This window comes from Acinetobacter sp. 25-47-130 (assembly GCF_056779705.1).
In genome coordinates this window covers 1-23427 of sequence record NZ_JBWYII010000011.1, presented here as the reverse complement: position 1 = coordinate 23427, position 23427 = coordinate 1, and the positions used below count along the sequence as shown (strand labels likewise).

25 protein-coding genes are annotated in these 23427 nt (G+C 39.3%); 14 read left to right on the top strand and 11 right to left on the bottom strand.

From position 1 onward, the window contains the following. The 3 genes from AC1M83_RS12050 to AC1M83_RS12040 all read left to right on the top strand — a co-directional run bounded on the left by AC1M83_RS12050 (position 1) and on the right by AC1M83_RS12040 (position 1509). The gene (locus AC1M83_RS12050; RefSeq protein ID WP_092768924.1) at positions 1-504 is read left to right on the top strand and encodes a MotA/TolQ/ExbB proton channel family protein; all 504 of its coding nucleotides are present in this window, start codon (positions 1-3) and stop codon (positions 502-504) included. Beyond that, complete coding sequence (locus AC1M83_RS12045; RefSeq protein WP_092768927.1) at positions 504-809, top strand: DUF2149 domain-containing protein; 306 nt, start codon at positions 504-506, stop codon at positions 807-809. Before AC1M83_RS12050 ends, AC1M83_RS12045 begins: the two co-directional genes overlap by 1 nt. A gap of 259 nt (positions 810-1068) precedes the next feature. Further along, complete coding sequence (locus tag AC1M83_RS12040) at positions 1069-1509, top strand: transposase (protein WP_481590774.1); 441 nt, start codon at positions 1069-1071, stop codon at positions 1507-1509. Between the two features lie 295 nt (positions 1510-1804). On the opposite strand, the gene AC1M83_RS12035 is transcribed toward AC1M83_RS12040, so the two are convergent. From AC1M83_RS12035 to AC1M83_RS12020, 4 genes are all read right to left on the bottom strand, one after another. Continuing rightward, positions 1805-2524, bottom strand: coding sequence for a PqiC family protein (locus tag AC1M83_RS12035; RefSeq protein ID WP_481589477.1), 720 nt, complete (start codon positions 2522-2524; stop codon positions 1805-1807). After that, positions 2511-4160, bottom strand: coding sequence for a PqiB family protein (locus AC1M83_RS12030; protein ID WP_481590773.1), 1650 nt, complete (start codon positions 4158-4160; stop codon positions 2511-2513). The genes AC1M83_RS12035 and AC1M83_RS12030 overlap by 14 nt, the downstream gene beginning before the upstream one ends. Positions 4161-4253: 93 nt before the next feature. Next, positions 4254-4988 (bottom strand): paraquat-inducible protein A, encoded by a 735-nt coding sequence (locus AC1M83_RS12025; protein ID WP_481590812.1) that lies wholly within the window; start codon positions 4986-4988, stop codon positions 4254-4256. Positions 4989-5023: 35 nt separating this feature from the next. Beyond that, on the bottom strand, positions 5024-5656 hold the full coding sequence (locus tag AC1M83_RS12020) for a paraquat-inducible protein A (RefSeq protein ID WP_228143131.1): 633 nt from the start codon (positions 5654-5656) through the stop codon (positions 5024-5026). Between the two features lie 423 nt (positions 5657-6079). Between AC1M83_RS12020 and AC1M83_RS12015 the strand changes: the two genes are divergently transcribed. The 7 genes from AC1M83_RS12015 to AC1M83_RS11985 are packed head-to-tail and all read left to right on the top strand — an operon-like array spanning position 6080 to position 13578. Next, the gene (locus AC1M83_RS12015) at positions 6080-7054 is read left to right on the top strand and encodes an acyl-CoA desaturase (protein ID WP_481590772.1); all 975 of its coding nucleotides are present in this window, start codon (positions 6080-6082) and stop codon (positions 7052-7054) included. Next, positions 7051-8337 carry an NAD(P)/FAD-dependent oxidoreductase gene (locus AC1M83_RS12010; RefSeq protein WP_481590771.1) on the top strand — a complete coding sequence of 429 codons (1287 nt, stop codon included), beginning with the start codon at positions 7051-7053 and terminating at the stop codon, positions 8335-8337. The genes AC1M83_RS12015 and AC1M83_RS12010 overlap by 4 nt, the downstream gene beginning before the upstream one ends. 8 nt (positions 8338-8345) lie before the next feature. Then, positions 8346-9134, top strand: a complete 789-nt coding sequence (locus AC1M83_RS12005) for a DUF1365 domain-containing protein (RefSeq protein WP_481590770.1) — start codon at positions 8346-8348, stop codon at positions 9132-9134. A 1-nt stretch (position 9135) separates the two neighbouring features. Continuing rightward, entirely contained in the window at positions 9136-10332 is a 1197-nt protein-coding gene (locus AC1M83_RS12000) for an SAM-dependent methyltransferase (RefSeq protein WP_035269391.1), read from the top strand. Between the two features lie 20 nt (positions 10333-10352). Next, complete coding sequence (locus tag AC1M83_RS11995) at positions 10353-11132, top strand: DUF1295 domain-containing protein (protein ID WP_481590769.1); 780 nt, start codon at positions 10353-10355, stop codon at positions 11130-11132. An 8-nt stretch (positions 11133-11140) separates the two neighbouring features. Then, a complete protein-coding gene (locus tag AC1M83_RS11990; protein ID WP_481590768.1) occupies positions 11141-12190 on the top strand; it encodes an SAM-dependent methyltransferase in 1050 nt (349 codons plus the stop codon). Between the two features lie 44 nt (positions 12191-12234). Next, on the top strand, positions 12235-13578 hold the full coding sequence (locus tag AC1M83_RS11985) for a sensor histidine kinase (protein ID WP_035269429.1): 1344 nt from the start codon (positions 12235-12237) through the stop codon (positions 13576-13578). A gap of 68 nt (positions 13579-13646) precedes the next feature. On the opposite strand, the gene AC1M83_RS11980 is transcribed toward AC1M83_RS11985, so the two are convergent. The 6 genes from AC1M83_RS11980 to AC1M83_RS11955 all read right to left on the bottom strand — a co-directional run bounded on the left by AC1M83_RS11980 (position 13647) and on the right by AC1M83_RS11955 (position 19381). Beyond that, positions 13647-14330, bottom strand: coding sequence for a response regulator transcription factor (locus AC1M83_RS11980; RefSeq protein ID WP_092768268.1), 684 nt, complete (start codon positions 14328-14330; stop codon positions 13647-13649). A 10-nt stretch (positions 14331-14340) separates the two neighbouring features. After that, positions 14341-14841: a chalcone isomerase family protein gene (locus AC1M83_RS11975; protein WP_481590767.1), complete on the bottom strand. Its 501-nt coding sequence runs from the start codon at positions 14839-14841 to the stop codon at positions 14341-14343. Beyond that, complete coding sequence (locus tag AC1M83_RS11970; RefSeq protein ID WP_180028018.1) at positions 14811-15389, bottom strand: nuclear transport factor 2 family protein; 579 nt, start codon at positions 15387-15389, stop codon at positions 14811-14813. The genes AC1M83_RS11975 and AC1M83_RS11970 overlap by 31 nt, the downstream gene beginning before the upstream one ends. 140 nt (positions 15390-15529) lie before the next feature. Then, positions 15530-16795 carry an OprD family outer membrane porin gene (locus AC1M83_RS11965; RefSeq protein ID WP_481590766.1) on the bottom strand — a complete coding sequence of 422 codons (1266 nt, stop codon included), beginning with the start codon at positions 16793-16795 and terminating at the stop codon, positions 15530-15532. A 64-nt stretch (positions 16796-16859) separates the two neighbouring features. Continuing rightward, on the bottom strand, positions 16860-18206 hold the full coding sequence (locus AC1M83_RS11960; RefSeq protein ID WP_035269629.1) for an MFS transporter: 1347 nt from the start codon (positions 18204-18206) through the stop codon (positions 16860-16862). A gap of 365 nt (positions 18207-18571) precedes the next feature. Continuing rightward, the gene (locus tag AC1M83_RS11955; protein ID WP_180000496.1) at positions 18572-19381 is read right to left on the bottom strand and encodes an IclR family transcriptional regulator domain-containing protein; all 810 of its coding nucleotides are present in this window, start codon (positions 19379-19381) and stop codon (positions 18572-18574) included. A 155-nt stretch (positions 19382-19536) separates the two neighbouring features. On the opposite strand from AC1M83_RS11955, the gene pobA reads away from it, so the two are divergent. Further along, entirely contained in the window at positions 19537-20727 is a 1191-nt protein-coding gene (gene pobA / locus AC1M83_RS11950; RefSeq protein WP_481590765.1) for a 4-hydroxybenzoate 3-monooxygenase, read from the top strand. A gap of 77 nt (positions 20728-20804) precedes the next feature. Here the strand turns inward: pobA and pcaU are convergent, their stop codons facing one another. Further along, complete coding sequence (gene pcaU, locus AC1M83_RS11945; protein WP_481587829.1) at positions 20805-21629, bottom strand: IclR family transcriptional regulator PcaU; 825 nt, start codon at positions 21627-21629, stop codon at positions 20805-20807. Positions 21630-21901: 272 nt separating this feature from the next. Here pcaU and AC1M83_RS11940 point away from each other — a divergent pair, with 272 nt between their 5' ends. The 3 genes from AC1M83_RS11940 to AC1M83_RS11930 all read left to right on the top strand — a co-directional run. Continuing rightward, complete coding sequence (locus tag AC1M83_RS11940; protein WP_481590764.1) at positions 21902-22573, top strand: 3-oxoacid CoA-transferase subunit A; 672 nt, start codon at positions 21902-21904, stop codon at positions 22571-22573. A 20-nt stretch (positions 22574-22593) separates the two neighbouring features. After that, entirely contained in the window at positions 22594-23247 is a 654-nt protein-coding gene (locus AC1M83_RS11935; RefSeq protein ID WP_481590763.1) for a 3-oxoacid CoA-transferase subunit B, read from the top strand. Between the two features lie 23 nt (positions 23248-23270). Further along, a partial coding sequence (locus tag AC1M83_RS11930) for a thiolase family protein (RefSeq protein WP_481590811.1) occupies positions 23271-23427 on the top strand: 157 nt, incomplete at its 3' end.

The following is a 23427-nucleotide window of genomic DNA, read 5'->3' as shown; positions in this document are numbered from 1 at the left end:
ATGCAAATTTTAGAAGTCGAAAGTTTGATTTATCAGGCTTCAAAACTTTTCTTATGGCCTGTGATGTTGCTCATCCTTATCTCATTGATTTTTTCATTGGTTTCTTTGGGTAGCTTTATTATGGAATGCGTGTTCAGAACCTCTAAACGTTATCGATCGATTTTGATGAAATATGCAGAACAAAATCAATTTCAAGCCTCGACTGATGATTTAGAACTTTGGATTATTAAACGTTTGGAATGGCTAAGAATTGTATCCCGAACTGCACCGATGTTGGGATTGATCGCAACTATGATTCCAATGGGTCCTGCATTACTCGCTTTATCTTCAGGTCAAGCTGAACAAGTGGGGCAGAATATGGTGATGGCATTTTCTTCAGTAATTTTATCTTTAGTTTCGGCTTCTATATGTTTTTATATTTTGGTTATCCGACGTCGTTGGTTGCTTGAAGAATTACGTGAGTATGAAAAAGAATTTGAAAGTCTTCATCAAGGGGAAGCTTAATGCGATTTTTGGAACAGGATGAAAGTGATGATCCTATGCTTTCTGTTGTGAATTTGATTGACCTTTTTTTAGTTATTATTGTGATTCTAATGATGTTGGTAGTACAAAACCCGCTAAATCCATTTTCAAATAATAATGTCGTTGTAATTGAAAATCCTGGTGAAAAAAATATGAAAATTTCATTTAAAGAAGGACAAGAACTTAAACAATATGAGTCTACAGGTCAAATTGGTGAGGGCGAAGGAAGTAAGGCAGGGGTGACCTATAAACTGAATGATGGCCGAATGATTTACGTGCCTGAATAAAATGTACGTGTGATACAAACTCATCTATTAATCTAAACTTTAACATTTGATCTATTTTTCTAAATATTAATACATAATTTGCGGACTAAAATCATCAACTGAAAGAAACTTTTTGATACACATTTCAAGCGATACACAGGCATCTTATAGTCAACCATTGATTTAATGGTTGAACTACTAAAAATGCTTGTGCCTGCTAAAGGTAGACTATCCAAGTTAAGTGAAGAAAATCAGGCTTTACTCCGTCTGAGCTATTGGCGTGTCAGAGCCTACTGCTTCACAAATCTTCCACGATGTAGATGATTGCCTGATCAAGTCCAATCTATTTAATTTACCCGAGAGTCTGCCTGAAGGCGAAGGTATCGACTGGAACGTGGTGATCGTAGATGCCACAGAAACTCCAACACAAAGACCTAAAAAACAGAAGAAAAGCTATAGTGGCAAGAAGAAGGCACATACATTTAAAGTTCAAGCCATTATCTATTATAGAACACAGCAATTTCTGAGTTTATGCACTAGTCGTGGTGCTGTACATGATTTCGAGCTTTTCAAACGCAACTTGAATCCGATTCCTAAAGGTGCTTTTATTCATGCAGATGAAGGCTATCATGGAATCTATGCAATGTATCCAAATAGCTCATTGCCTCTAAAAGCAAAGAGATGCTGCAAACTAGATCCCGAGCTAAAAGTTTACAATTGAGAAATCAATAAAAGAAGAATTGGGATTGAACATGTATTGGGCAGTTTGAAAGCCTTCAAAGTCCTTGCGGCGCGATATCGTAATCGAGTCAAAAGACTAGGTTTAAGATTCAATTAAATTGCTGGAATCTATAACATGGAACTGCATAAAAATGAATTATGAAAGAATTCTATTGTTGAATGTCTTTATCTAAAAAATTATATACCAATTTATCAAAGATAGATGTTTTAAATACAACTCAGAGCTTTGCTGTATTCAAAACAGATTCAAAAGAAATCTCAAGTTTTTATGAAAATTAACTACATACCCCACCAGTAATCGGCTGATTCCTATTTTCTAAGTGCTTGACTGAACTTGCAATACTGATTGAAAGTTGATCAATGGCTTTTTGCGAAACAGTGACTAAAGTGTTTAAGTCTTTATTTTTTTGTGGAATTTCTTCATAAAAACTCATCCGACAACTGAGTTGATGACGTTGAGGTAATGTTTGAGCGTTTTTGGGTATGGATAAGGGGCGATTAGGATCATCATATCTTAAAGTCCAAGTCGCATTCATGAGCATAAAGCGTTGCTGATTTGATTTTTCGATGAAATCAAAGTTAGAAAAATCTAAGGCAATTCGATAAGCTGCTTGTCCACCAGTCATACCACTATTATAACGATCCACTGCACCTAATGTTTGCTGTAAACGCGCAGAAACAGCATCTCTCAATTCAGCCGATAAAGTAGATGTCCAACGATCATCGAACAATACTTTAGCCTGCCCATTTTCTTGTTGAATTACCAATGGAATTCGGTTTAAACGATCGGATAATCCAACAGGAAGCACCTCAATCATCCTCACTTTTAGATTTGACGAAGATGATGTTAGCGTTTGAGTGCTCAATGAATAGAACATAGGCGTAGGGGATGAAGAGCACCCACTGACGATGAGTGCAAACAAACCAACACTCAAGCTTGAAAGGACTTTTAGGTAGCAGCGTTGCTGAGATTTCAATAATTTATTCTCTGTCATCTTTCTTCGGCTCCGCTGTTTTTCCACGAATCAATGACTCAGGATTTTGTTCTATTTGATCTGCCATTAACTGCAATGAAGCTGCGGCACGGGTAATTTGTTGTAAAGCACGACGTAGATCTTGTTGTAATGGTGCATCACTTGCCAAGATGGTTTCAGAAGACTGAACTGTTTTACGAACATCATCCAAAGTGGCTTGTAAATTAGGCGCAACTTTGCCATCCAGTTGATCGACCAAACTTTTTGAAGATCGTATAGTTTTATCTAAGTTTGCCAAGGTTTGACGAACGTCCTGACCAATTTCAACCAATGGAAATTTAGATACATTATCGGCGATTTGGGACACTTGTGCTTGAAGGCCTTTTAATTCTGTAGGAGTTGTTGGAACTTCAACTACACCATCATTTCGACGGATTGCAGTGGCATATTTAGCTTTAGGGAAAAGATCAAAGCTAATGTAGTTTTGACCTGTAAGTAAATTGCCAGTCCGCATTTGAGCTCGCCAACCACGCTCAACAAATTGCTTGAATACTGTACCTTGCGGGTCCAACTCATGACCTCCAGCAATACGTGAAGGATAAACTTCAGCATCAACACGCATTCGAATTTGCGAGTGATTATTGTAGAACTCAGTGTTGATTTTTTTCACAGTACCGACTTCGACACCCATGAAATCAATTGGAGCTCCTACTGATAAACCTCGCAATGACTCATTGAAATACATTACGATCCGTCTTGGATTAAGATCCGGCTCTTTAAGCGCAAGCTTTTCAGAGTCAAATAATTCAAATTTCATTTTATTCGGAGCAGGAGCTGCATCAGAATTTTCAGGATAACCAAATGCGATCCCTCCCGAAATGATGCTTGCCAAAGATTGTGTGTTTAAACTAAAGCCCGAAGCATTCAAATTGACATCTACACCACTGGCTTGCCAGAAACGCGCATCTGTGGTGACAAATTTGTCATAAGGTGACTTAATGAAAGTTTGAAGTTCAACGCTTTTTCCATCATCAGCCAGTTGGTATGAGGTTACTTGTCCAACGTTGATTCTTCGATAATAAATAGGTGAACCGAAATCGAGCGAACCTAAATCTTGTGCCTTTAAGAAAAAGATTTTTCCAGGAACATCGGAAGTCACGACGGGTGGAGTTTCTAGCCCTTTAAATGAAGTGGTTTTGACATTTGATTTACCGCCATCTACTTCAATATATGCGCCAGAAAGTAAAGTATCGATACCTGAAACCCCACTTGCACCAATACGTGGTCTCACTACCCAAAAACGTGAATCTTCCGTAGCAAAATTACTGGCATCTTTCCGAAGTTCAATTTTAGCAATGATATGAGAACGATCTTCCGAAAGGTCAATTTCGCGTACTAGACCCACATTGACTTGACGATAACGAACTGTAGTTTTGCCAGCTTCAATGCCTTCTGCAGTCCTAAAAGAAACCTTAATAACAGGACCAGTATTCAAATACGCCTTGAGAGCTAATGAAAATGCAATGAGTAATGCAACAATTGGAATAATCCAAATGAGAGAAGGTTTCCATTTGCTACGTTTCTTATCAGGTACACCGACCTGACTCAGAATTTGTTCATCATGAGGATGACCATTACTCGATTGGTTTTCTGACATAGTTATTGATCTTATTAAATCGTAATGTGGTTGTAATTTGTACGCTTCATCATATGAATATCAAGCAAGAAGTGAAAGGGTTTTATGTAAATCTCAATGTTCTGTAGCGTCATTTTTTTTTTCATGCTGACTCAGAATTGAAACGTAATAGTTGTCCCAAATGATTCTAGGATCAAAACTCAGTGAGGCTAACATGGTCAAAACCACAACTGCACCAAAAGCGACTGCACCTGTGCCTGCTAAAATAGTTGCCAATGATTGAATTTGTATTAGTGCTGCTAGCATGGCGACAACGAAAACATCAATCATTGACCAACGGCCAATAAACTCCACGACTCTATACATGATCGAGCAATGCTTCGGTGAGAGGTGAATTTTTTTTGAGGCTTGTAAATGTACAGCACTGAGCAGGAGAGCAAGGATGACCAATTTCAGTAGGGGAATAAATATACTGGCAATAAAAATAACGGACGAAACGAAATAGTCACCACTTTTCCAGAAATAGATGACTCCACTCATAATCGTGTCTTGTTGACGACCAAGAATAGATTCTGTAATCGTCATCGGTAAAACATTGGCTGGTATATAAAGAATACTCGCTGCAATTAAATAAGCTAGAGTTCGTTCTAAACTTCGGGTTTTACGGGTATGTAATGGGCTATCACAACGAGTACAGCGGGATTTTCGTGCTTGTTCCATGGCAGACAAGGACGTCATGCGGTTGAGTGTTCCACAGCAATGACAAAGTGTAAGCTCAAGATCAATTGCACGCGGTGCAAGCGTTTCTAATGAGACAGATTTCTGCATAGGGTGTGGCGAATGCTTCATCTGATCGGGTTGATTCGTATGAGTGGAAGTAATGGTCATGAGATTTGATTTCCATCAATTACGTTCCATAGATCTTTGATTTTGATTGATACTAAATAGACCAACAAAACACTTAAAATGGCAAATGCCCATAAGGCAATTCCAGGAATCACAACCACCATTCCCACTAATTTCACTAAGGTGACTAAAACGCCGATCAGAAAGACTTCAACCATTCCCCAAGCTCTCAATTGAAATAGTGACCGTAATGCGAGTTTAAGTGATGCATACTGTTGGGTTGCAATAACATTTTTATTGAACATGGCCATCAAAAGAATATATCCCATCAGAAGTAAGTAGGCCAAAGGGACAACAAAAGTGGTCATCAGAATAAGAAAGCCTACAAAAGCACGATCTGCCTCGAACATTGCCCAAGCCGCACCCAATAATGTGGTTTCTGAATAAATGCCTTGGAGTTCAACTTTGACAATTGAAAAACTATTGGCAATCGCAAAGATAATTAACGCAGTACAGACTAAGGCCAACAGTGTGTTAAATGTTGGAATTTTACGATAGAGCTCGGAACCGCAAGCCGAACAATAGGCACGTTCATTCTTATATAAATCGGATTTACGAAAGAGCGTATCGCACTCTTCACAAGCAACATAATTTTGATTGATTTGCACCATTCTTACATCAGGAGCGAGTTTAGAATCCGATACAGTTTCTACATTCGTTTCAGACATCGTTGTCTCAACTTTTTCATCAATATTCTTGGTTTTTTATTTCTCCCTATAGTTTATATCTAGATTCAATAGGTTTGCCTATGATTATTTTGTTGAATCGAGATACATACCTTCTCGGTTTGGTTTATCAGTGTGCAGTCATGTAACTCAACGAGGGTATAAAAAGGGTTGAAGTGCTCATTGATCAGCATTTGTGTAGTCAAAATGAGGGTGAGTTAAGTTTATATGATGAAATTAAATTAATATTAAATTCAATTATTAAGCGTGAAATTCAAGATACAGCGTGTGCTTCACATAAACTTCATATATCAAGAACTACACTTTATTTAAATCATAAAGATCGATTGCTTAGTTTGGGATGACTGTATGTTAAAAAGCCTCATGCAATGGCTGGATAGTTGGTCCGTAAGCGTACCACATGAAGCATTGACCTCTGAGAGTAAACAGATTCAATGGCTCAGAATAATTCCTTTTATCCTACTGCATCTTGCTTGTCTGGCAGTGTTTTGGGTCGGGTTTTCTTGGTTTGCTTTTGCATTTATGTTGTTTTTTTATTTTATTCGCATGTTCGCAATCACGGCTTTTTTTCATCGTTATTTGTCACACAAAACTTTTCAAACTTCGAGATGGCTGCAATTTATCTTTATTTTAATCGGCACAATGAGTGCGCAGCGTGGACCATTATGGTGGGCAGCACATCATCGATATCATCATCGTTATACAGATACTCCTCAAGACCCACATTCATCAACGCATGGATTTTGGTATAGCCATGTTGGTTGGTTTTTAAATGAATATAATTTTTCAACGCGTAAAAGTGTCATTAAAGATTGGCTGAAGTTTCCGGAGCTGATTTGGTTGGATCGTTTTAGTTTGATGATCGTATTAATGACGGCTATCGGAATTTATGGTCTTGGGGAATGGGCTGCTTGGATGTGGCCGCATTGGGGAACCAGTGGTTTACAGTTATTGGTATGGGGAGGCGCAATTTCAACTGTTCTGCTTATTCATGCCACATTGTGCATTAACTCACTGGCTCACCATTATGGAAGCCGAGATTTTGAGACGAATGATCATAGTCGCAACAACTTATTTTTATCTCTAATTACACTTGGTGAAGGCTGGCACAACAATCATCATTTTTATGCAGGAAGTACGCGCCAAGGGTTCTATTGGTGGCAGATCGATGTGACCTATTACATCTTAAAATGTATGTCATGGTTTGGCTTGGTTTGGGGAATGAAACCCATACCAGCTCGAGTCTATGAAGCAAGTAAAATTACGCGTTCGAAAATGGCCAAACGCCAACATTCTCAAGTTCAGTCAAAGGAATCAAGATGAAAATTGCAATTATTGGATCGGGTATTTCAGGACTTTATACAGCTTGGAAGTTGAGTAAGTTGCATGAGGTGACCGTATTTGAAAAGAATAATTATTTTGGGGGGCATACTGATACTCATCAATTAAAGATCGATGGTGAGCAAGTTGCAGTGGATAGCGGATTCATTGTTTTTAATGAACACAACTATCCTTTATTTTGTGAGATGTTGAAGGAGCTTGGTGTACAAGCTCAAAGCAGCGATATGGGGTTTTCAGTTAATAATCAGGTCACAGGACTGCAATATAACCCTTCCAAGAAATTCTCATTATTGTTCAAACCACAGAATTTTTTAAAGACCCGCTTTAGAGCGATGCTGTCCGATTTATTCAGATTTTATGCAGCAAATAAAGATCTTGATGTGGATGAGACCGACCCGCATTACACTATTGAGCAATATCTTAACGAGCATGGATACTCGGATGCGTTTAGGCAAGAGCATCTCTATCCGATGTGTGGTGCATTATGGTCATGCCCAGTAGAGCAAGCAGGTCAAATTCCATATAAATTTGTAGTCAGTTTTTTTCAACATCATCGTATGTTGCAACTCAAAGATCGACCACAATGGTTAACTGTAAAAGGTGGGTCTTCTAAATATATTCGTGCAATTCAAACTCAAGCAAAGCACATTCATTTTAAAAAAGTAGAGGTGAAGTCAGTTAAGCGCTCAGCAAATGACGTGAGTATTGAAACGGGACAGGGGATTGAACGGTTTGATTGGGTGGTATTTGCAAGTCATGCAGATGACACATTGAAGTTGCTCGCTGAACCAACGGTTAAAGAATCAGAAATATTAGAAAAGTTTCAGTATCAAGACAATCATATGGTGTTGCATTCAGATACCAGCATTATGCCAAAATCAAGACGTCAGTGGGCAAGTTGGCATGTGCATGTCACACCGAATAGAGCGGGTCAAGTCACTCCATTTCAGCAAAGTAGTGTCCATTATGGATTTAGTTACTGGATGAATCAGCTACAAAATTTGAAATGTGAAACTCAGATTTTTGCGACATTAAATCCTAATTTTGATTTAGATCCAAACAAAGTCTGGGTTCAGCGTCACTATCGTCATCCTGTATTTAATGCGGAAGCTATTGCAGCTCAGTCAAGATGGTCTGAAATAAACGGTTTAAATCGGACCTATTTTTGTGGTGCTTATTGGGGATGGGGCTTTCATGAAGATGGTGCAAGAAGTGCGTCATGGGTGATTGAAGCCTTATTAAATTCATCGAATCAAGCCGCTTAGGAGTACTTATGCAGCTGTATCCACTTGCAATTGCAGTTGCTGACATTCGTCATCGCCGTTACTTGCCTAAGCCTTATGCTTTTCAGAGTCAGCTGACGTATTTGTGGTTTGATCCAGAACAGCTCGAACACTTCGCGCAAACTTCGATACTTTGGTCAACGAAAAAATGGAACTTGCTGAGCCTAGATTCTGATGACTTCTTGGCAAACTATCAAGGCACGATTCGGGAGAAGGTTCTGCATGTATTGGAAGAACATACCTTAGAAGAGCAGATACAGATCGCTGAAATTCGAGTGTTGGCTTTGCCGCGCACGCTTGGCTTCAGATTTAATTCGGTGGTTTTTTATTTTCTATTTAATGCCCAGCAAAAATTACAGTTTATTCTTAGTGAAATCACCAATACACCCTGGTTGGAAAGACAGGTATATGTTCACGATTGTCGCACCGGGGAGGAGCAGCATTCCGAATATACCAGCTTCCACTTCCAGTTTGACAAAGCTTTTCACGTGTCACCCTTCATGCCAATGGATCTGAAGTATCAATGGACGTTTAGTTTGGCTGAAAAACAAAATTATGTGCTTATGCAATTGTTTAAAGAGGAAAAATTACAATTCGATGCATCAATGCGTTTTGAGTTAACCCCCATCACACTTCCTTCACAACTTCATCGCTATGCTGTTTTTAAACTATTTGAGCCGATCAAGATGGTTGCAGGTATTTATTATCATGCCTTTAAGCTTTGGATAAATAGAGTTCCATTTTATCGGCATCCCAATAAAACGAAGGATAAGCTGTGATATGAAATCATTGTTAATGGGAGAGCAATCTTCACTACCGCTGGTATTACGTCATTTACTGAAATTAAAACACGGCCAAATTCATTTTAAAGGGATTTGGGAGGGTTCAGTCGGTGAGGTGAGTGATCTAGACGCAGTGATTGAGGTCCATGATGCAAAGTTGATGGATCTACTTTTTCGTCAGGGGGTTCTTGGTGCAGCTGAAGGTTTCATTCAAGGATATTGGACGACACCAGATTTAGTGAAGATTGTGCGAATTCTTGCGAGAAATCGCGATATTTTAGATCGCATGAACCAAAGTGCCTTAGCAAAGGCGAGTCAACTCTTGCTCAAAACTTGGTATGCATCGCGTAAAAACTCATTGGAAGGTAGTCGCAAAAATATTGCTGAGCATTATGATTTAAGTAATGACTTTTTTAAGTTATTTCTTGATCCGAGCATGATGTACTCCAGCGCGGTATTCAAAGATCAATCTATGACTTTGGAACAAGCATCCGATTATAAAAAAGAAATCATATGCCAAAAATTGAAACTTCAACCGATGGATCATTTGGTTGAAATAGGCAGTGGATGGGGTGGTTTTGCGATCTATGCTGCGCAAAACTATGGTTGTAAAGTGACCACTATTACCATTTCTCAAGCTCAATATGACGAAGCTAAAGCTAGAATTGACGCTGCGGGTCTGTCTCATCGTGTTGAGGTTAAATTAAAAGATTATCGTTTACTTGAAGGTAAATTCGATAAATTGGTTTCAATTGAAATGATTGAAGCCGTTGGCGCGCAATATCTTTCGACATATTTTGAAAAGTGTCGACAGCTGTTAAAACCTAATGGTTTGGCGCTTATTCAAGCCATCACCATTGAAGATGCGCGATATGAAAAGGCATTGAGTACGGTCGATTACATCAAAAGATACATTTTCCCAGGTAGTTTTATTCCTTGTATCAGCGTGATGACCAACGTTGCATCAGAACAAAAATTACGTCTAAAGCATCTTGAAGATATTGGTTTAAGTTATGCACAAACGATTCACTGCTGGCGTGAACGTTTTCTACAACAGCGTGAGCAAGTTTTAGCACTGGGCTTTGATGAAAACTTTATTCGCATGTGGGATTTTTATTTATGTTATTGCGAAGGAGGTTTTCTCGAAGGCGTCATTAGTGATGTGCATTTATTGTTTGAAGCAAGTCCATACTAAATCAGTGAGAGGACACCTCGATGTTGCTCAATTTATTTGTGATGAATGTTTTCCTGATGCTTTGTGCATGGATTTCGGTGACATTTAATCATCGTGCAGGTTTGGTCGATGTCATTTGGAGCTTTGGAATAGCTTTAAATGTCCTCATCGCAGCAAATGTAATGAATGAAGCCCCTACATCTGTTCGCATTTTTCTAGCGATCGCGAGTGGTCTTTGGTTTCTCCGTTTAGCATGGCATTTATTCAGAAGATATATCCGAGAAGATGCTGAGGACACGCGTTATGCCAATATGCGCCGTGCGATGGGAGACTTTCAACATTTAGGTTTTCTTCTCTTTTTTCTATTTCAGGCTGGGTTGATCTCCTTATTCTCATATCCAATGATCAAATTGCTCAGTATACCTGCGATGCAGTGGAGTAACTCGACAGAACTGCTGCTGCTGATTTCAGGATTAATCATGCTGGTTGCATTTATTGGTGAGGCACTCGCAGATCATCAGTTGTATCAATTTAAATTGAACCCGAATAATCGTGGCAAAACGATGGATCAAGGGTTATGGAAATATTCACGCCATCCGAATTACTTTTTTGAATGGATACATTGGTTTGCTTATCCAATCTTAGGTATAGCGGCGGGAACGCCTTGGTTGTGGATCTATCCAGTGTTGATGTGGCTCTTTTTGTACTACCTCACGGGTATTCCATTTAGTGAACAGCAAGCACTCAAAAATCGTGGTGCAAACTACAAGATGTACCAACAAAAAACATCAATGTTTCTTCCTTGGCCACCGAAAAAGTAGGTAATTACATGGATTCAATCGTTCAACAATCGTTAAAACTCATTGAAAGTGGCAAAGTTCCAGATCAAGTGATTCGTCTTGGTATCCAAGCACTTTGCAAAAAACGTCTTGAGCAAGAAGGTCGTTTTGACCCTGTATTCGCTTCACAGCGTTATATGGATGTATTAAGAGACTTGAAAAAAAGTGAAATCGCGATTGATACAGACAAGGCAAATGAACAACATTATGAATTGCCTACAGCATTCTTTCAGGCCGTTTTGGGCAAGCGTTTAAAATACAGTGCCAGTTTATTCCATGATGCTAAAACCAGTTTAGATCAAGCTGAGGAAAATGCCCTGCAGGTCTACTGTGAACGTGCGCAATTACAAGATGGTCAGGACATCTTAGAAATAGGCTGTGGTTGGGGATCACTCAGTTTGTATATGGCAGAGCATTATCCAAATGCCAACATTACGGTAGTCTCAAACTCCAATACTCAACGTCTTCACATTCAACAACAAGCCAAAGAAAAGCAATTTAACAATTTGACAGTCATCACCTGTGATGTAAATCAACTCGAGTTGGAGCAAAACTCTTTTGATCGTGTTGTATCCGTTGAAATGTTTGAGCATGTTCGAAACTATCAGCGATTATTTGCCAATATTAGCCAATGGCTCAAAGCAGATGGTTTATTGTGGTGTCATATTTTCTGCCATCGATTTATTCACTATCCATTTGAAGTTAAAAATGATTATGACTGGATGTCTAAATATTTTTTTACAGGCGGTTTAATGCCTGCTGTTTCGACTTTCCTGCACTTTCAGGATCATTTACAGTTAGAAAACCAATGGCAATGGTCTGGACAACAGTATGAACATACAGCCAATGCATGGTTAAATAATATGGACCAAAAAAAGGACTTACTTAAACCACTATTTAAGCAAACTTATGGTCAAGATGCGGAAATCTGGTGGCAACGTTGGAGAATCTTTTTCATGGCTTGTGCAGAACTGTTTGGTTATGACAAAGGTCGTGAGTGGGTGATCTGCCATTATTTGTTTAAGAAGCGAGCTGTTTGAAGTTCAAACTAATTTTAGCGATAAGGTGAAGAGGGTACATGTCCATGATGAGGCTATTTAGGGATAAACGCGATCATCCTTTGGGTGAGGTGTTTAACCGCTATTATTGGCTACAAATTGGTCTTATTGCCTTGTCTATTGTGATTGGGATTGGTTGCAGTGCTTGGGTCATTAAAGGAACATTGCTGACCACAGCGCTCGAACAGGAGATGGAGCATTACTGGCAGCGTATGGAGCGTAATCCAGAAGCTGCTTTACCCGACACTAAAAATTTATATGGATATCGTTGGTCCGATGACGAGTTAGCCCCCTCTGAATTTCGTAATTTAAAACTCCAATCGGGTGTACATCGACACTATATCGATGGTAAAGACCGGATGACGGTTTATGGGACACGCAATGGTGAACACGTTTTTTTAGTGTTTGGTGAAAGTAATGTTAATAAACTTATTTGGCTGTTTGGTTTAGCGCCACTCATGGTCAGCTTATTTTTGCTATACAGTGTGCTGTGGTGGTGGAATCGCCGTGCACGCCGCTATTTTTCGCCCATCACACGCTTAGCCAATGCACTCGAACATATCGATTGGGAACATCAGAATAATCGAGCATCACCATTTAAAGAAATTAAAACAGATTCTAATTTGGAGGCTGAATATCTCAAGCAAGCACTTGAAAAATATCATCAAGTTCTAAGCGAATTCATTCAGCGTGAAAGAGAGTTTACTGGCGATGTTAGTCATGAACTTCGAACACCGCTCACAATATTGAAGGGCAATGTACAACTTTGTCAGGCCCGTTATGGTGATAACAAATCTTTTACTCGATTGCAAAACACAATCGAAGATATGCAGTTATTGGTCGATACACTTTTGGCGATTGCTCGAAATACCACAAGCAATTTACAAAGTGAAAAAACACGCTTATCAGAACTGCTTCAAGATGTTGTAAGTGACTTGAATAGTGTCAGTTTGGCAAAAGGAATGAGTATCGATTTAAACATCGAAGTTAATGAGGTCAAACGTCATTTATATCCATCGATGACAAAAATGGTGTTTAGCAATATTTTAAGAAATGCATTGAATTACTCTCAAGGTACAAGCATTAATGTCATTCTCGAAAAAAATAAAGTGTTGGTCGCAGATAATGGTATCGGGATTGATTTACCGAATAACTCTAAGGTGCAAGAACTAACGAATCAGCAGCTGCAACTCGATATCAAAGGTCATGGTATCGGGCTACAACTGGTTCAAAAATTATGTAAACAACTTGGCTGGAGAGTAGAGTTATTTGATCGTGAATACTATTTGATGACTCATCCAAAAGTTGACTTGTCACTCAGTTCAGGACTGATTGTGGTCGTTTACTTGAATGATCAGCCTCCAAAATAGTGTATTTGGAGGAATTTGATCTGAAGTGCGAATTCAGTAGTAACTAGTTTTTTCAGTAGTAACTAGTTTTATTCAACTGCGATCTTTAGACCTACCCCTGAAACGGTGTGTATTAATTTTTGTTCAAACGGCTTATCGACCATTTTTCTTAAATTATAGATATGGCTTCTGAGTGCATCGCTTTCTGGTTCTTCATCCCCCCATAACTCAAGCATGATCTCCTGTTTAGTGAGCACTTTAGGTGAGTTTCGCATAAGTAATTTTAAAAGTTTGAATTGAATAGGTGGCAGTTCGATCATTTGACCTGCACGAGTGATTTGCTGTAAAGCAGGGTCTAATGTGAGATCGTGAATTTTGATTTGGCTGTTAGATACTTCTCCTAATGAGCGTTTGATCAGTGCACGAACACGATAAACCAATTCATTAAAATCAAATGGTTTGACTAAATAATCATCTGTACCTGCTCGGAAACCTTTTAATTTATCATCCAAAGTATCACGAGCAGTCAGCATCAGTACCGGGAGGTCGAGTCCTTGTTCGTTGCGAAGCCATTCACACAGGTCATACCCTGTACCGTCAGGTAAATTAATATCTAACAGTAGAATATGATAAGGATGTTGCTTGAGCAGTTGACGTGCCACATCCAAATTACGCGCATGATCAACCACAAAATTATGCTCTTCTAAAAATTCACATAATGTTGAAGCAAGTTCGTAATGATCTTCGACCATTAAAATAAAATGTTTAGTCATGTCGACACGATTAGTCCAATAATTGCTTTTTTAAAGTATCACTAAATGGAGACGAACCCAGCCAAATTTTAAAATAATCATTGGCATTCATGTATTGAATTTTACCCAAAATTTTTTGATTTAGACTCAAAGTTAAAGTCTGGGTCGTATGGGTATAGCTTAGACTGTAAATATCACCAGATCGAACCGGTTGATACAATTGTGTGATCTGGTCAAGCTGTTTCAACGTATTGGCTTGTTTGACATTTCGTTTGAGAAAGTGCGTTGCAGCCTTTTTAAAAGCCCATTCTGGAATATGTTGAGTATAAGCAAAGTCCATGCGAATATCTTGATTCTTCCAAGTGCTTTGACAATTTTGAGCGAAATAAGTTGCTTTACCGACATTTTTTTGTCCGACTTTGAGGTCTCCTTGACCACACTCACGCACACTTTGTGCATGCGTGAGTGGTAATAAGAATAGACTCAAAGCAGAGAGGGTAATTATTGCGATTTTTTGAAAGGTAATAACCATGCGTATAACCCTCCAGCATATGGTAGTGAGCGAAATAAGCCATCAGCTGGGTCCCAAAAGTCTTGCTGGAACACAATTTTGTCTTGCTCATTGATTTTTATTTCACTGATTCCATGTGATTCCATGCTTCGAGTTGTACCGAAGATTTTAAAATCATATGCCATACGCCAATGCACATAGGCTGAGTCGTCAAAATGTGATGTGTTGAGCAATTTGACTGAAACATTACTGACACGGTTGTTCATACCTTTGAAATGTTCGACTAGATTTTCACGCTTACTAAATTGTGAAAGTGTGTCATTGATATATAAACTGTCAGCATACAGATTGCTTGCTCGGTTAGTGAATTCAGGTGTACCTAAGGTATTGAATGCACTGGTAAAACGAACCCCTATATCTTGAGCTTTGGCAGGCGTCATGGTGATGCCTTGAACTGTCGATCTTGCTTGAGCATAATCATCAGAGTAACTTGGAATACTTGCACAGCCTGATAAAAAGAGTAGAGGAAGGCTCAATGTCGCAGCCACAATTTTTTTGACGTGTTTCATGATCTCAATCCACTAATTTATTCTTATTTTTTAATCTACTGGCAATCTTGTGAAATGGATGTGAAATTAAAATATGAGCTGTGTTCGATGAAAGATATTTGTGTTAAAGGGAGTTCCGTTGAACTCCCTTTAACTTTGTTTTATTTAAATTTCCAAGTGTAATCAATGTTGACACGCATTTCGTCATCCGACTTAAATGCCATACCTACTGGTGGGATATCGTTACGGTAGCGACTATAACGTGTACGAATATTTAAACCTTCGAGTTTACCCGTTGGAACACGATAGCTGAGCTCGAAATCAAGAGCATCTTGTTCAAACGTCTGATTGTCGGTGTTACGAATTTCAATATCATCGCCTTTACTATAGCGAGTCATAAACTTTAGACCTTTCAATGAAGTGTCTTTAAAGTCATAGTCATAGCGTGCGTGATAGACTTTTTCATTAATGTTGGTGAAATCAGCACTCATACTATCTAAGAACACTGCTGGCTCTGAACCCGCTAAGGTCGGAAGAGCTGTATCACCAAAAGACTGCATATAGCCCAAACTGAAAGTATGATTGTTACGGTTAAGCCCAAAAATACCGCTCAAATGTTGATTTTCAATATGTCCTGCACGAGCTTGACCTGAGTCTTCACTCACAAACAGGCGTACATCCCCTAATAAATGCCCAATACCTATATCATGTTTGCTTTTTGCACCAATGAAATTTTGGTGATAAACATCATGAAGGTTGGCATGAAAGAGTTGCGCACTAATTTGATCGTTAAATTTATATTCAGCACCAAGCATGTGTAAGCCAGATGATTCGGCAGCAGTCTTAAATCGATTATTAGGATTGCCAACTTTAATTTTTTCATAATCTGTTGAATCACGTTGATTCACACGATCCACATACAGGGCATGAATTTTCAAATTATCTACTTCGTTGATTTGAAGATGTGTACCTCGATAATTTTGCTGGAATAAACGAGCTGGTGAAGAGAACAAAACAGGGAACATTGGTGCGAGTGTACCCCCATGTAAAGTCGATTTGCCCACTTTCGCTTTTGCCGTCCAGCGAATTTCTCCATACTGATCAGCTTTACCTGATGGACTGCTTGGTAGTAATCCCGAAGCTGCATAATCGTCGGCATCACTGCCTAAAAGATTAAAACCGGCCAGTGCCATAATGTCTAAACCTAGTCCTACGGTACCTGGTGTATAGCCTGAATTAGCTTTAAAGATAAAACCTTGAGCCCAGTCTTTCTGATCTTTACCTGATTCATCTTGTGTATATGCGCGATCAAAATAAAAATTGCGAGCTGTTAGAGTGACTGATGATTCATCTATAAATGAATTTGCTTGCGCTGTTGATAGAAATCCAGACGCAATTACCCCTAAAAAGATTGCAGAAAATCTCATTATTGTCCCTATATGAAAAGTGGAGCTAGACGTCTTGTCTAGCTCTAAAGTATTTAAAAAATGATTATGCAGATGTTGGTTGTTGGAAATGCAATTGTGCAGTTTCTTTATTTTTGAGTTTTGAAATGCTTAATACCATGATAATGGCTGCAACGAATGCCAACGCATAATAACCGTAAAGTACAAGTGATGAGATACCACTGTCGAGGAAAGCACCTGCAACTAGTGGAGACAAAATACCGCCTACACGACCAAAACCAATCGCATAACCTACACCAGTCGCACGAACATCAGCATCATAGATTGCAGGAGACATCGCATATAGACCTGCGACACATCCGTTTGACATCATGCCAAGGAATAAAGCAAGAATGAAAGCGATCATGAGTGAACCAGTACTGTTCACAAATAACCAGATCAAGATTGCAGTTAAGGCAAGGAAAGCCGCTTGAACATAGTAAATACGGATACGTGAACTAATCAGACCTAACAGCGCAGCACCAAACATACCGCCAGCACTAATCAGGACACCTGCTGTTACACCTTGTTCAGTGGTCATTCCATTTGCAGATAAGATTTTTGGTGTCCAACTCATGACGAAGTAGAAACCAAACATAACGAAGAAGAAGCTAAACCAGATACAAATCGTTTGAAGTGCCAATTTAGCGCTGAACAAACGTGCCAAACCACTCTTTGCTTGTTCGCTGGTCATAGTGACTGTAGGAAGTTGCTGTAATGGGGTAATATTAATTTTCTTAGCTAAAACATTAATACGTTCTAGAGCATTTTTTGGCTGTTTAACCAAAAGGTAATCAAGTGATTCTGGTAAGGTGAAATAAGACACGACCAACATGAACAAAGTCGCTAAACCACCTGTTAAGAAGACTGCACGCCATCCGAAATTGCTGATAAGCGCAATTGCAATAATCCCACCAACGGTTGCACCAATCGCGTAACCTGTACATTGTAAGCTGACTGCGAGACTTCTCCAACGCAGAGATGCGTACTCACTTGCAATAACATTACTACTTGCGAGAATACCGCCGATGCCTAAACCAGTCACAAAACGCATCATGCCAAGTTGCATTGCAGTCTGAGCAAATGATGCTGCAACCATACTTACTCCAGAGATAAGTAGGCAAAGTAAGATGAGTGGGCGGCGACCGATTTTGTCTGCCCAAGGTGCAAGAAATAGTGAGCCAGCACCCATACCAAATAAGCCAGCACTCAATAGTGCACCAAGTTCAGCGCCAGTCAGTCCCCACTCGGCAGAAACAGATGCAGCAGTAAAGGCCATGACAAGAACGTCAAAGCCATCAATAACATTTAATAAAATACAGATACCGATAACAAACCACTGAAACCCATTCATGGTCTTGTTATTCATTTCCTCACGCGGGTTCTGAACCATTTACTTTCTCCATGGAATAAGACCTCATTGAAAAGCACTACGTGTGGCATGTGATTACATGTCATAAACGTAGGCAGACTTCAGAAGTCATCCTAGTAATGTTTAAGGTGTTCATCGCAGTCAGAACCCGTCCATATTCTGGTATTGATGAAATAATCAACACGTCTGCAATGTGCATGAATTTAGCATTATTGGATCCAAATTCAAGCAAAAAAATATTAACTTAGATATATTTTAGATTAAATGGATCCATATTTGCGAAGAAGTACTTGAAAAATATACTAAAGTACTAGGGATTAAAAAAATGAACGCCTCAGTTAAAGAAAGGAAAAAAATCTTAAAAGTTCATTCGAATCTTCCTAATTTTATAAAATAGCGCGCAAATCATGAGCTACTTGTTTAAGCTGGGGCAAAATATTTTGGATTAAATATGTTTCTGTAATTCTGTGGCTGGATCCGATACAGTTGAGTGCGGCTACAGTATCACCTTGCATGTTGAGAATAGGGACAGCTAAAGCAATAATTCCCAATTCATGTTCTTCTGTAGAAATGCAATAGTCTTGTTTTTGAACAGTTGCAATAGTGTTTATAAACTTTTGATGATCTATGATGGTAAAAGGCGTTAATCTCTTGAGTGGATATTGTGCAAGCCATTGATTAAGTTCATCATGGCTCAATCTTGAGAGTAGTATTTTACCTGTTGAGGTGGCGTAGGCTGGAAGGCGATTACCTAGATGAATACCCAACGGACTCATTTTAGATGATTCGTTCTGTTGTGGAACACTTTTCGCAACAGGTACGACTTCATGTTCATCGAGTACCGTGACTGAATAGCTCAGTGCAGTTTTGATACTGAGTAAATTCAGCATAGGTTGAGCGACTTTTGGCAAATATGCAGAGCTTAGATAAGCACTTGAAAAGCGTAAAACTTTGTAGGTGAGCCAATAAAAATGTTCATCTGTGTCTAAATAACCTAAAAATTTTAAAGTTCTTAAATATCGTCGTGCTGCGCTGCGACTCAATCCTGTACGTTCAGCAATTTGGGTGACATTTAATTTTTGACGTTCAACACCAAAGCACTCTAATAGATTCAAACCTTTAGCAAGGCCTGCAATATAATCATCATATTGAATTACTTCTTTATTTTTAGCATTTGAAATCAATTCATTGCGCATGATATTGCTCTGATTTACACCCTTTAATTCTGATATCTTGTCCGATGATCGGTCATTTGTCACTAAATTCGGTCGTATTTAGGGCTAAAGTCTAGTACCTCAGTTGGAATTTCATTAGGTTTTACAAAAGGAAAAAAATTGAGGGTGTTTGCAATATGGAAATTTTAAAAACCAAAGTCGCGATTATTGGTTCAGGTCCAGCAGGTTTATTACTCGGTCAACTGCTCTATAAAGCGGGTATTGATCATATTTTAATTGAACAGCGTAGTGCTGAATATGTTGCCAGTCGTATCCGTGCTGGGATTTTAGAGCAAGTTTCAGTAGATTTATTGACTGAAGCTGGTGTGGATCAGCAACTCCGTGAAAAAGGGTTACCTCATCAGGGTATTGAAATTCTAACCAATGGTGAAAAGCACCGTGTTGATTTAACGCAGTTGACGGGTGGTAAACAAGTTACGGTATATGGCCAAACTGAAGTCACCAAAGATTTAATGCAGGCTCGCACAGCGGCTCAACTCACTTCATACTATGAATCAGCTAACGTTCAAGTACATGATTTCTACGGTCAACCAAGTGTTACTTTTGAGCATAATGGTCAGCAAGTTAAAGTTGAATGTGATTTTATCGCAGGTTGTGATGGGTACCATGGTGTGTGCCGTGCCAGTGTGCCAGAAGACAAAATTAAAACTTTTGAGAAAGTCTATCCATTTGGCTGGTTAGGGGTATTGGCAGATGTACCTCCTGTTGCGGAGGAACTAATTTATGTGCAATCTGATCGTGGATTTGCATTATGCAGTATGCGTTCTAACACGAGAAGTCGCTATTATCTACAAGTACCGTTAACGGATAAAGTTGAAAATTGGTCAGATGAGCAATTTTGGGAAGAGTTAAAAAATCGTCTAGATCCTGAAAGCCGTGAAAAGCTCGTGACTGGTCCATCAATTGAGAAGAGTATTGCGCCATTACGTAGTTTTGTCACTGAACCAATGCGTTTTGGTAAAATGTTCTTGGCGGGTGATGCTGCTCATATTGTACCGCCAACAGGAGCTAAAGGTTTAAACCTCGCTGCATCTGATATTGCGTATCTTTCTCAAGCTCTCATTGAATATTATCAAACGGGTTCTGAGCAGGGGATTGAGCAGTATTCTGAAAATTGTTTAAAACGTGTATGGAAAGCAGAGCGTTTCTCTTGGTGGATGACTCATTTATTACATCGTTTTGAGACAGAAACCGAATTCGAGCATAAAATTAAACAAGCTGAATTAAGTTATATTCTTGGTTCAGAAGCAGGTCAAACTACGCTTGCTGAAAACTATGTTGGACTACCACTCCAAAAAGCGAGTTAATCCTCGACGTTAAGTCTAATCCATTGGCTAATTTTTAGCGCACACCAAATTGCTCCACAATTTGGTGTGTTTTTTTATTAAACAAATTGTCTAAATTCAATCGAGGTTTGCTGTAATAAGGGCAGAATATACTGAATTAAATATTCCTTACTGGTTTTACCTGTCGGTGACACAATGTTCAATGCTGCGACAACATCAGCACGATGATTGTGAATAGGTACAGCCAAAGCATGTACGCCTAACTCATGTTCTTCAGCTGAGTAACAATATTCATCAGCTCTAACTTCTGCTAATAATTTTATAAATTTCTCATTATCGGTATACGTATATTTGGTGAGTGCTTTGAGTGGATATTTTTCCAACCATTCTTGTTGTGCTTCCTTGGATAAATAACTTAATAAAATTTTCCCTGCAGATGTCGCATGAGCGGGTAGTCGGTTACCTAAATGTAATCCATAAGGATTAACACGATCAGTCTGTTGATGCGCTGCACTACGTGCAATCGTAATAGCTTCGTAGCCATCTAATACCATCACGGAATAAATGAGAGAAGTTTGCTGAGTAAGTAAATTCAACAATGGCTGAGCAATTTTAGGCAGCTGTGCACCACTTAAATATGCACCTGAAAACTTTAAAACTTTAGGTGTTAAATAATAGTAATGACCATCAAACTCTAAATAACCTAAATATTCTAAAGTCATTAAATGTCGCCTTGCAGCGGCTCGAGTCAACCCTGTTTTTTCTGCAGCCATGGTCACATTTAAACGGTGACGGTCATTTGCAAAACAATCCAAGATAGCAAGTCCTTTGCTGATACCTGCAATAAAGTCTTCATGACGAATCCACTTTTTATTATCTGGATTTTGAAGTTGTCTGTTCCTTGAGTCTGATTCTGTAGACACAGCATTTTCCTTGCTATTTTAAAAATTGAATTATTGATGCTGATTTAGAATCTTGAGCAATATACTCAAGATATTGTTCGATCATCGAACAAAAAATCTGTAAATCGTACAAAAACCTTTTTTCAAGGTAGCTCAAGCTTTGTAATTTATCAAGAATGGAATGACGGAATCCAAGCGATTTAGTTGCATATTTCAATCTCCGTCCAGATTGAAATTGCGCTAATCGTGGATTCCCCAAATATTAAAATATGTTGTACAGAGGGAGTTGTTGGATGATCGATAAATCGTCACAGTCTTTAGTTGAAGCTTTATCCCAAATTAAAGACGGTTCAACCATTATGATTGGTGGGTTTGGTACCGCAGGTCAGCCTGCTGAACTCATTGATGGCTTAATTGAACTCGGTATTAAAGACTTAGTGATCGTCAACAACAACGCAGGTAATGGTGATTACGGCTTGGCTAAACTGTTACAAGCAGGCGCTGTACGTAAAATCATCTGTTCTTTTCCTCGTCAGTCTGACTCTTATGTCTTCGATGAACTCTACCGTGCAGGCAAAATCGAGTTAGAACTTGTACCGCAAGGCAACTTGGCTTGCCGTATTCAAGCGGCGGGTATGGGCTTAGGTCCAATCTACACACCAACAGGTTTTGGTACTTTGCTCGCTGAAGGCAAACCAACCATGAATTATGAAGGTAAAGACTACGTTTTAGAAAATCCAATCAAAGCTGACTTTGCGTTAATTAAAGCGCATAAGGGCGATCGCTGGGGGAACTTGGTGTACCGTAAATCTGCACGTAACTTTGGTCCAATTATGGCCATGGCAGCAGATATCACCATCGCACAAGTATCAGAAGTCGTGGACCTCGGTGCCTTAGATCCTGAACACATCATCACCCCTGGGATCTTTGTACAACACGTTGTACAAGTTCAACCTGCGCAGTAATTTGAGATTGGAGAAATAAAATGAGTTATCAAAAATTAACCCGTGATCAAATTGCTGAACGTGTTGCACAAGATATTCCTGATGGTGCTTATGTCAACCTTGGGATTGGTTTACCAACTAAAATCTCGAGTTACTTACCTTCTGACAAAGATGTCTTTTTACATTCTGAAAATGGTTTATTGACCTTTGGTCCCCCCCCTGCGGAAGAAGACCGTGACCCTGAGTTAATTAACGCGGGTAAAGAGTTTGTAACCCTGCTAGAAGGCGGAGCTTTCTTCCATCATGGTGATTCATTTGCCATGATGCGTGGTGGTCATTTAGACATCGCGGTACTGGGTGCTTTCCAAGTCGCTGAAAATGGTGATCTTGCAAACTGGCATACCGGTGCACCTGATGCGATCCCTGCTGTGGGTGGTGCAATGGACTTAGCCGTGGGTGCGAAAAAAGTCTTTATTACCACCGATCATGTCACTAAAAAAGGCGAACCTAAAATCGTTGCTGAGCTGACTTATCCTGCGACAGGTTTGAAATGTGTGGACCGCATTTATACGGACCTTTGTGTGATTGATGTGACGGCAGATGGCATGAAAGTCATTGAGAAAGTTGAAGGCTTATCTTTTGAAGAGCTTCAATCGATGACGGGTGCCAAACTCATTGATGCCACTCAGGCTTAAGACTGGTTTTAGGATCTTACACTATGAAAAACGCATACATCATTGATGCCATCCGTACGCCTTTTGGTCGTTATGCCGGTGGTTTAGCGCCTGTCCGTGCGGATGACTTAGGTGCAGTGCCATTAAAAGCGTTAATGGAACGTAACCCTTCTGTGGATTGGAATGTCGTCGATGACGTTT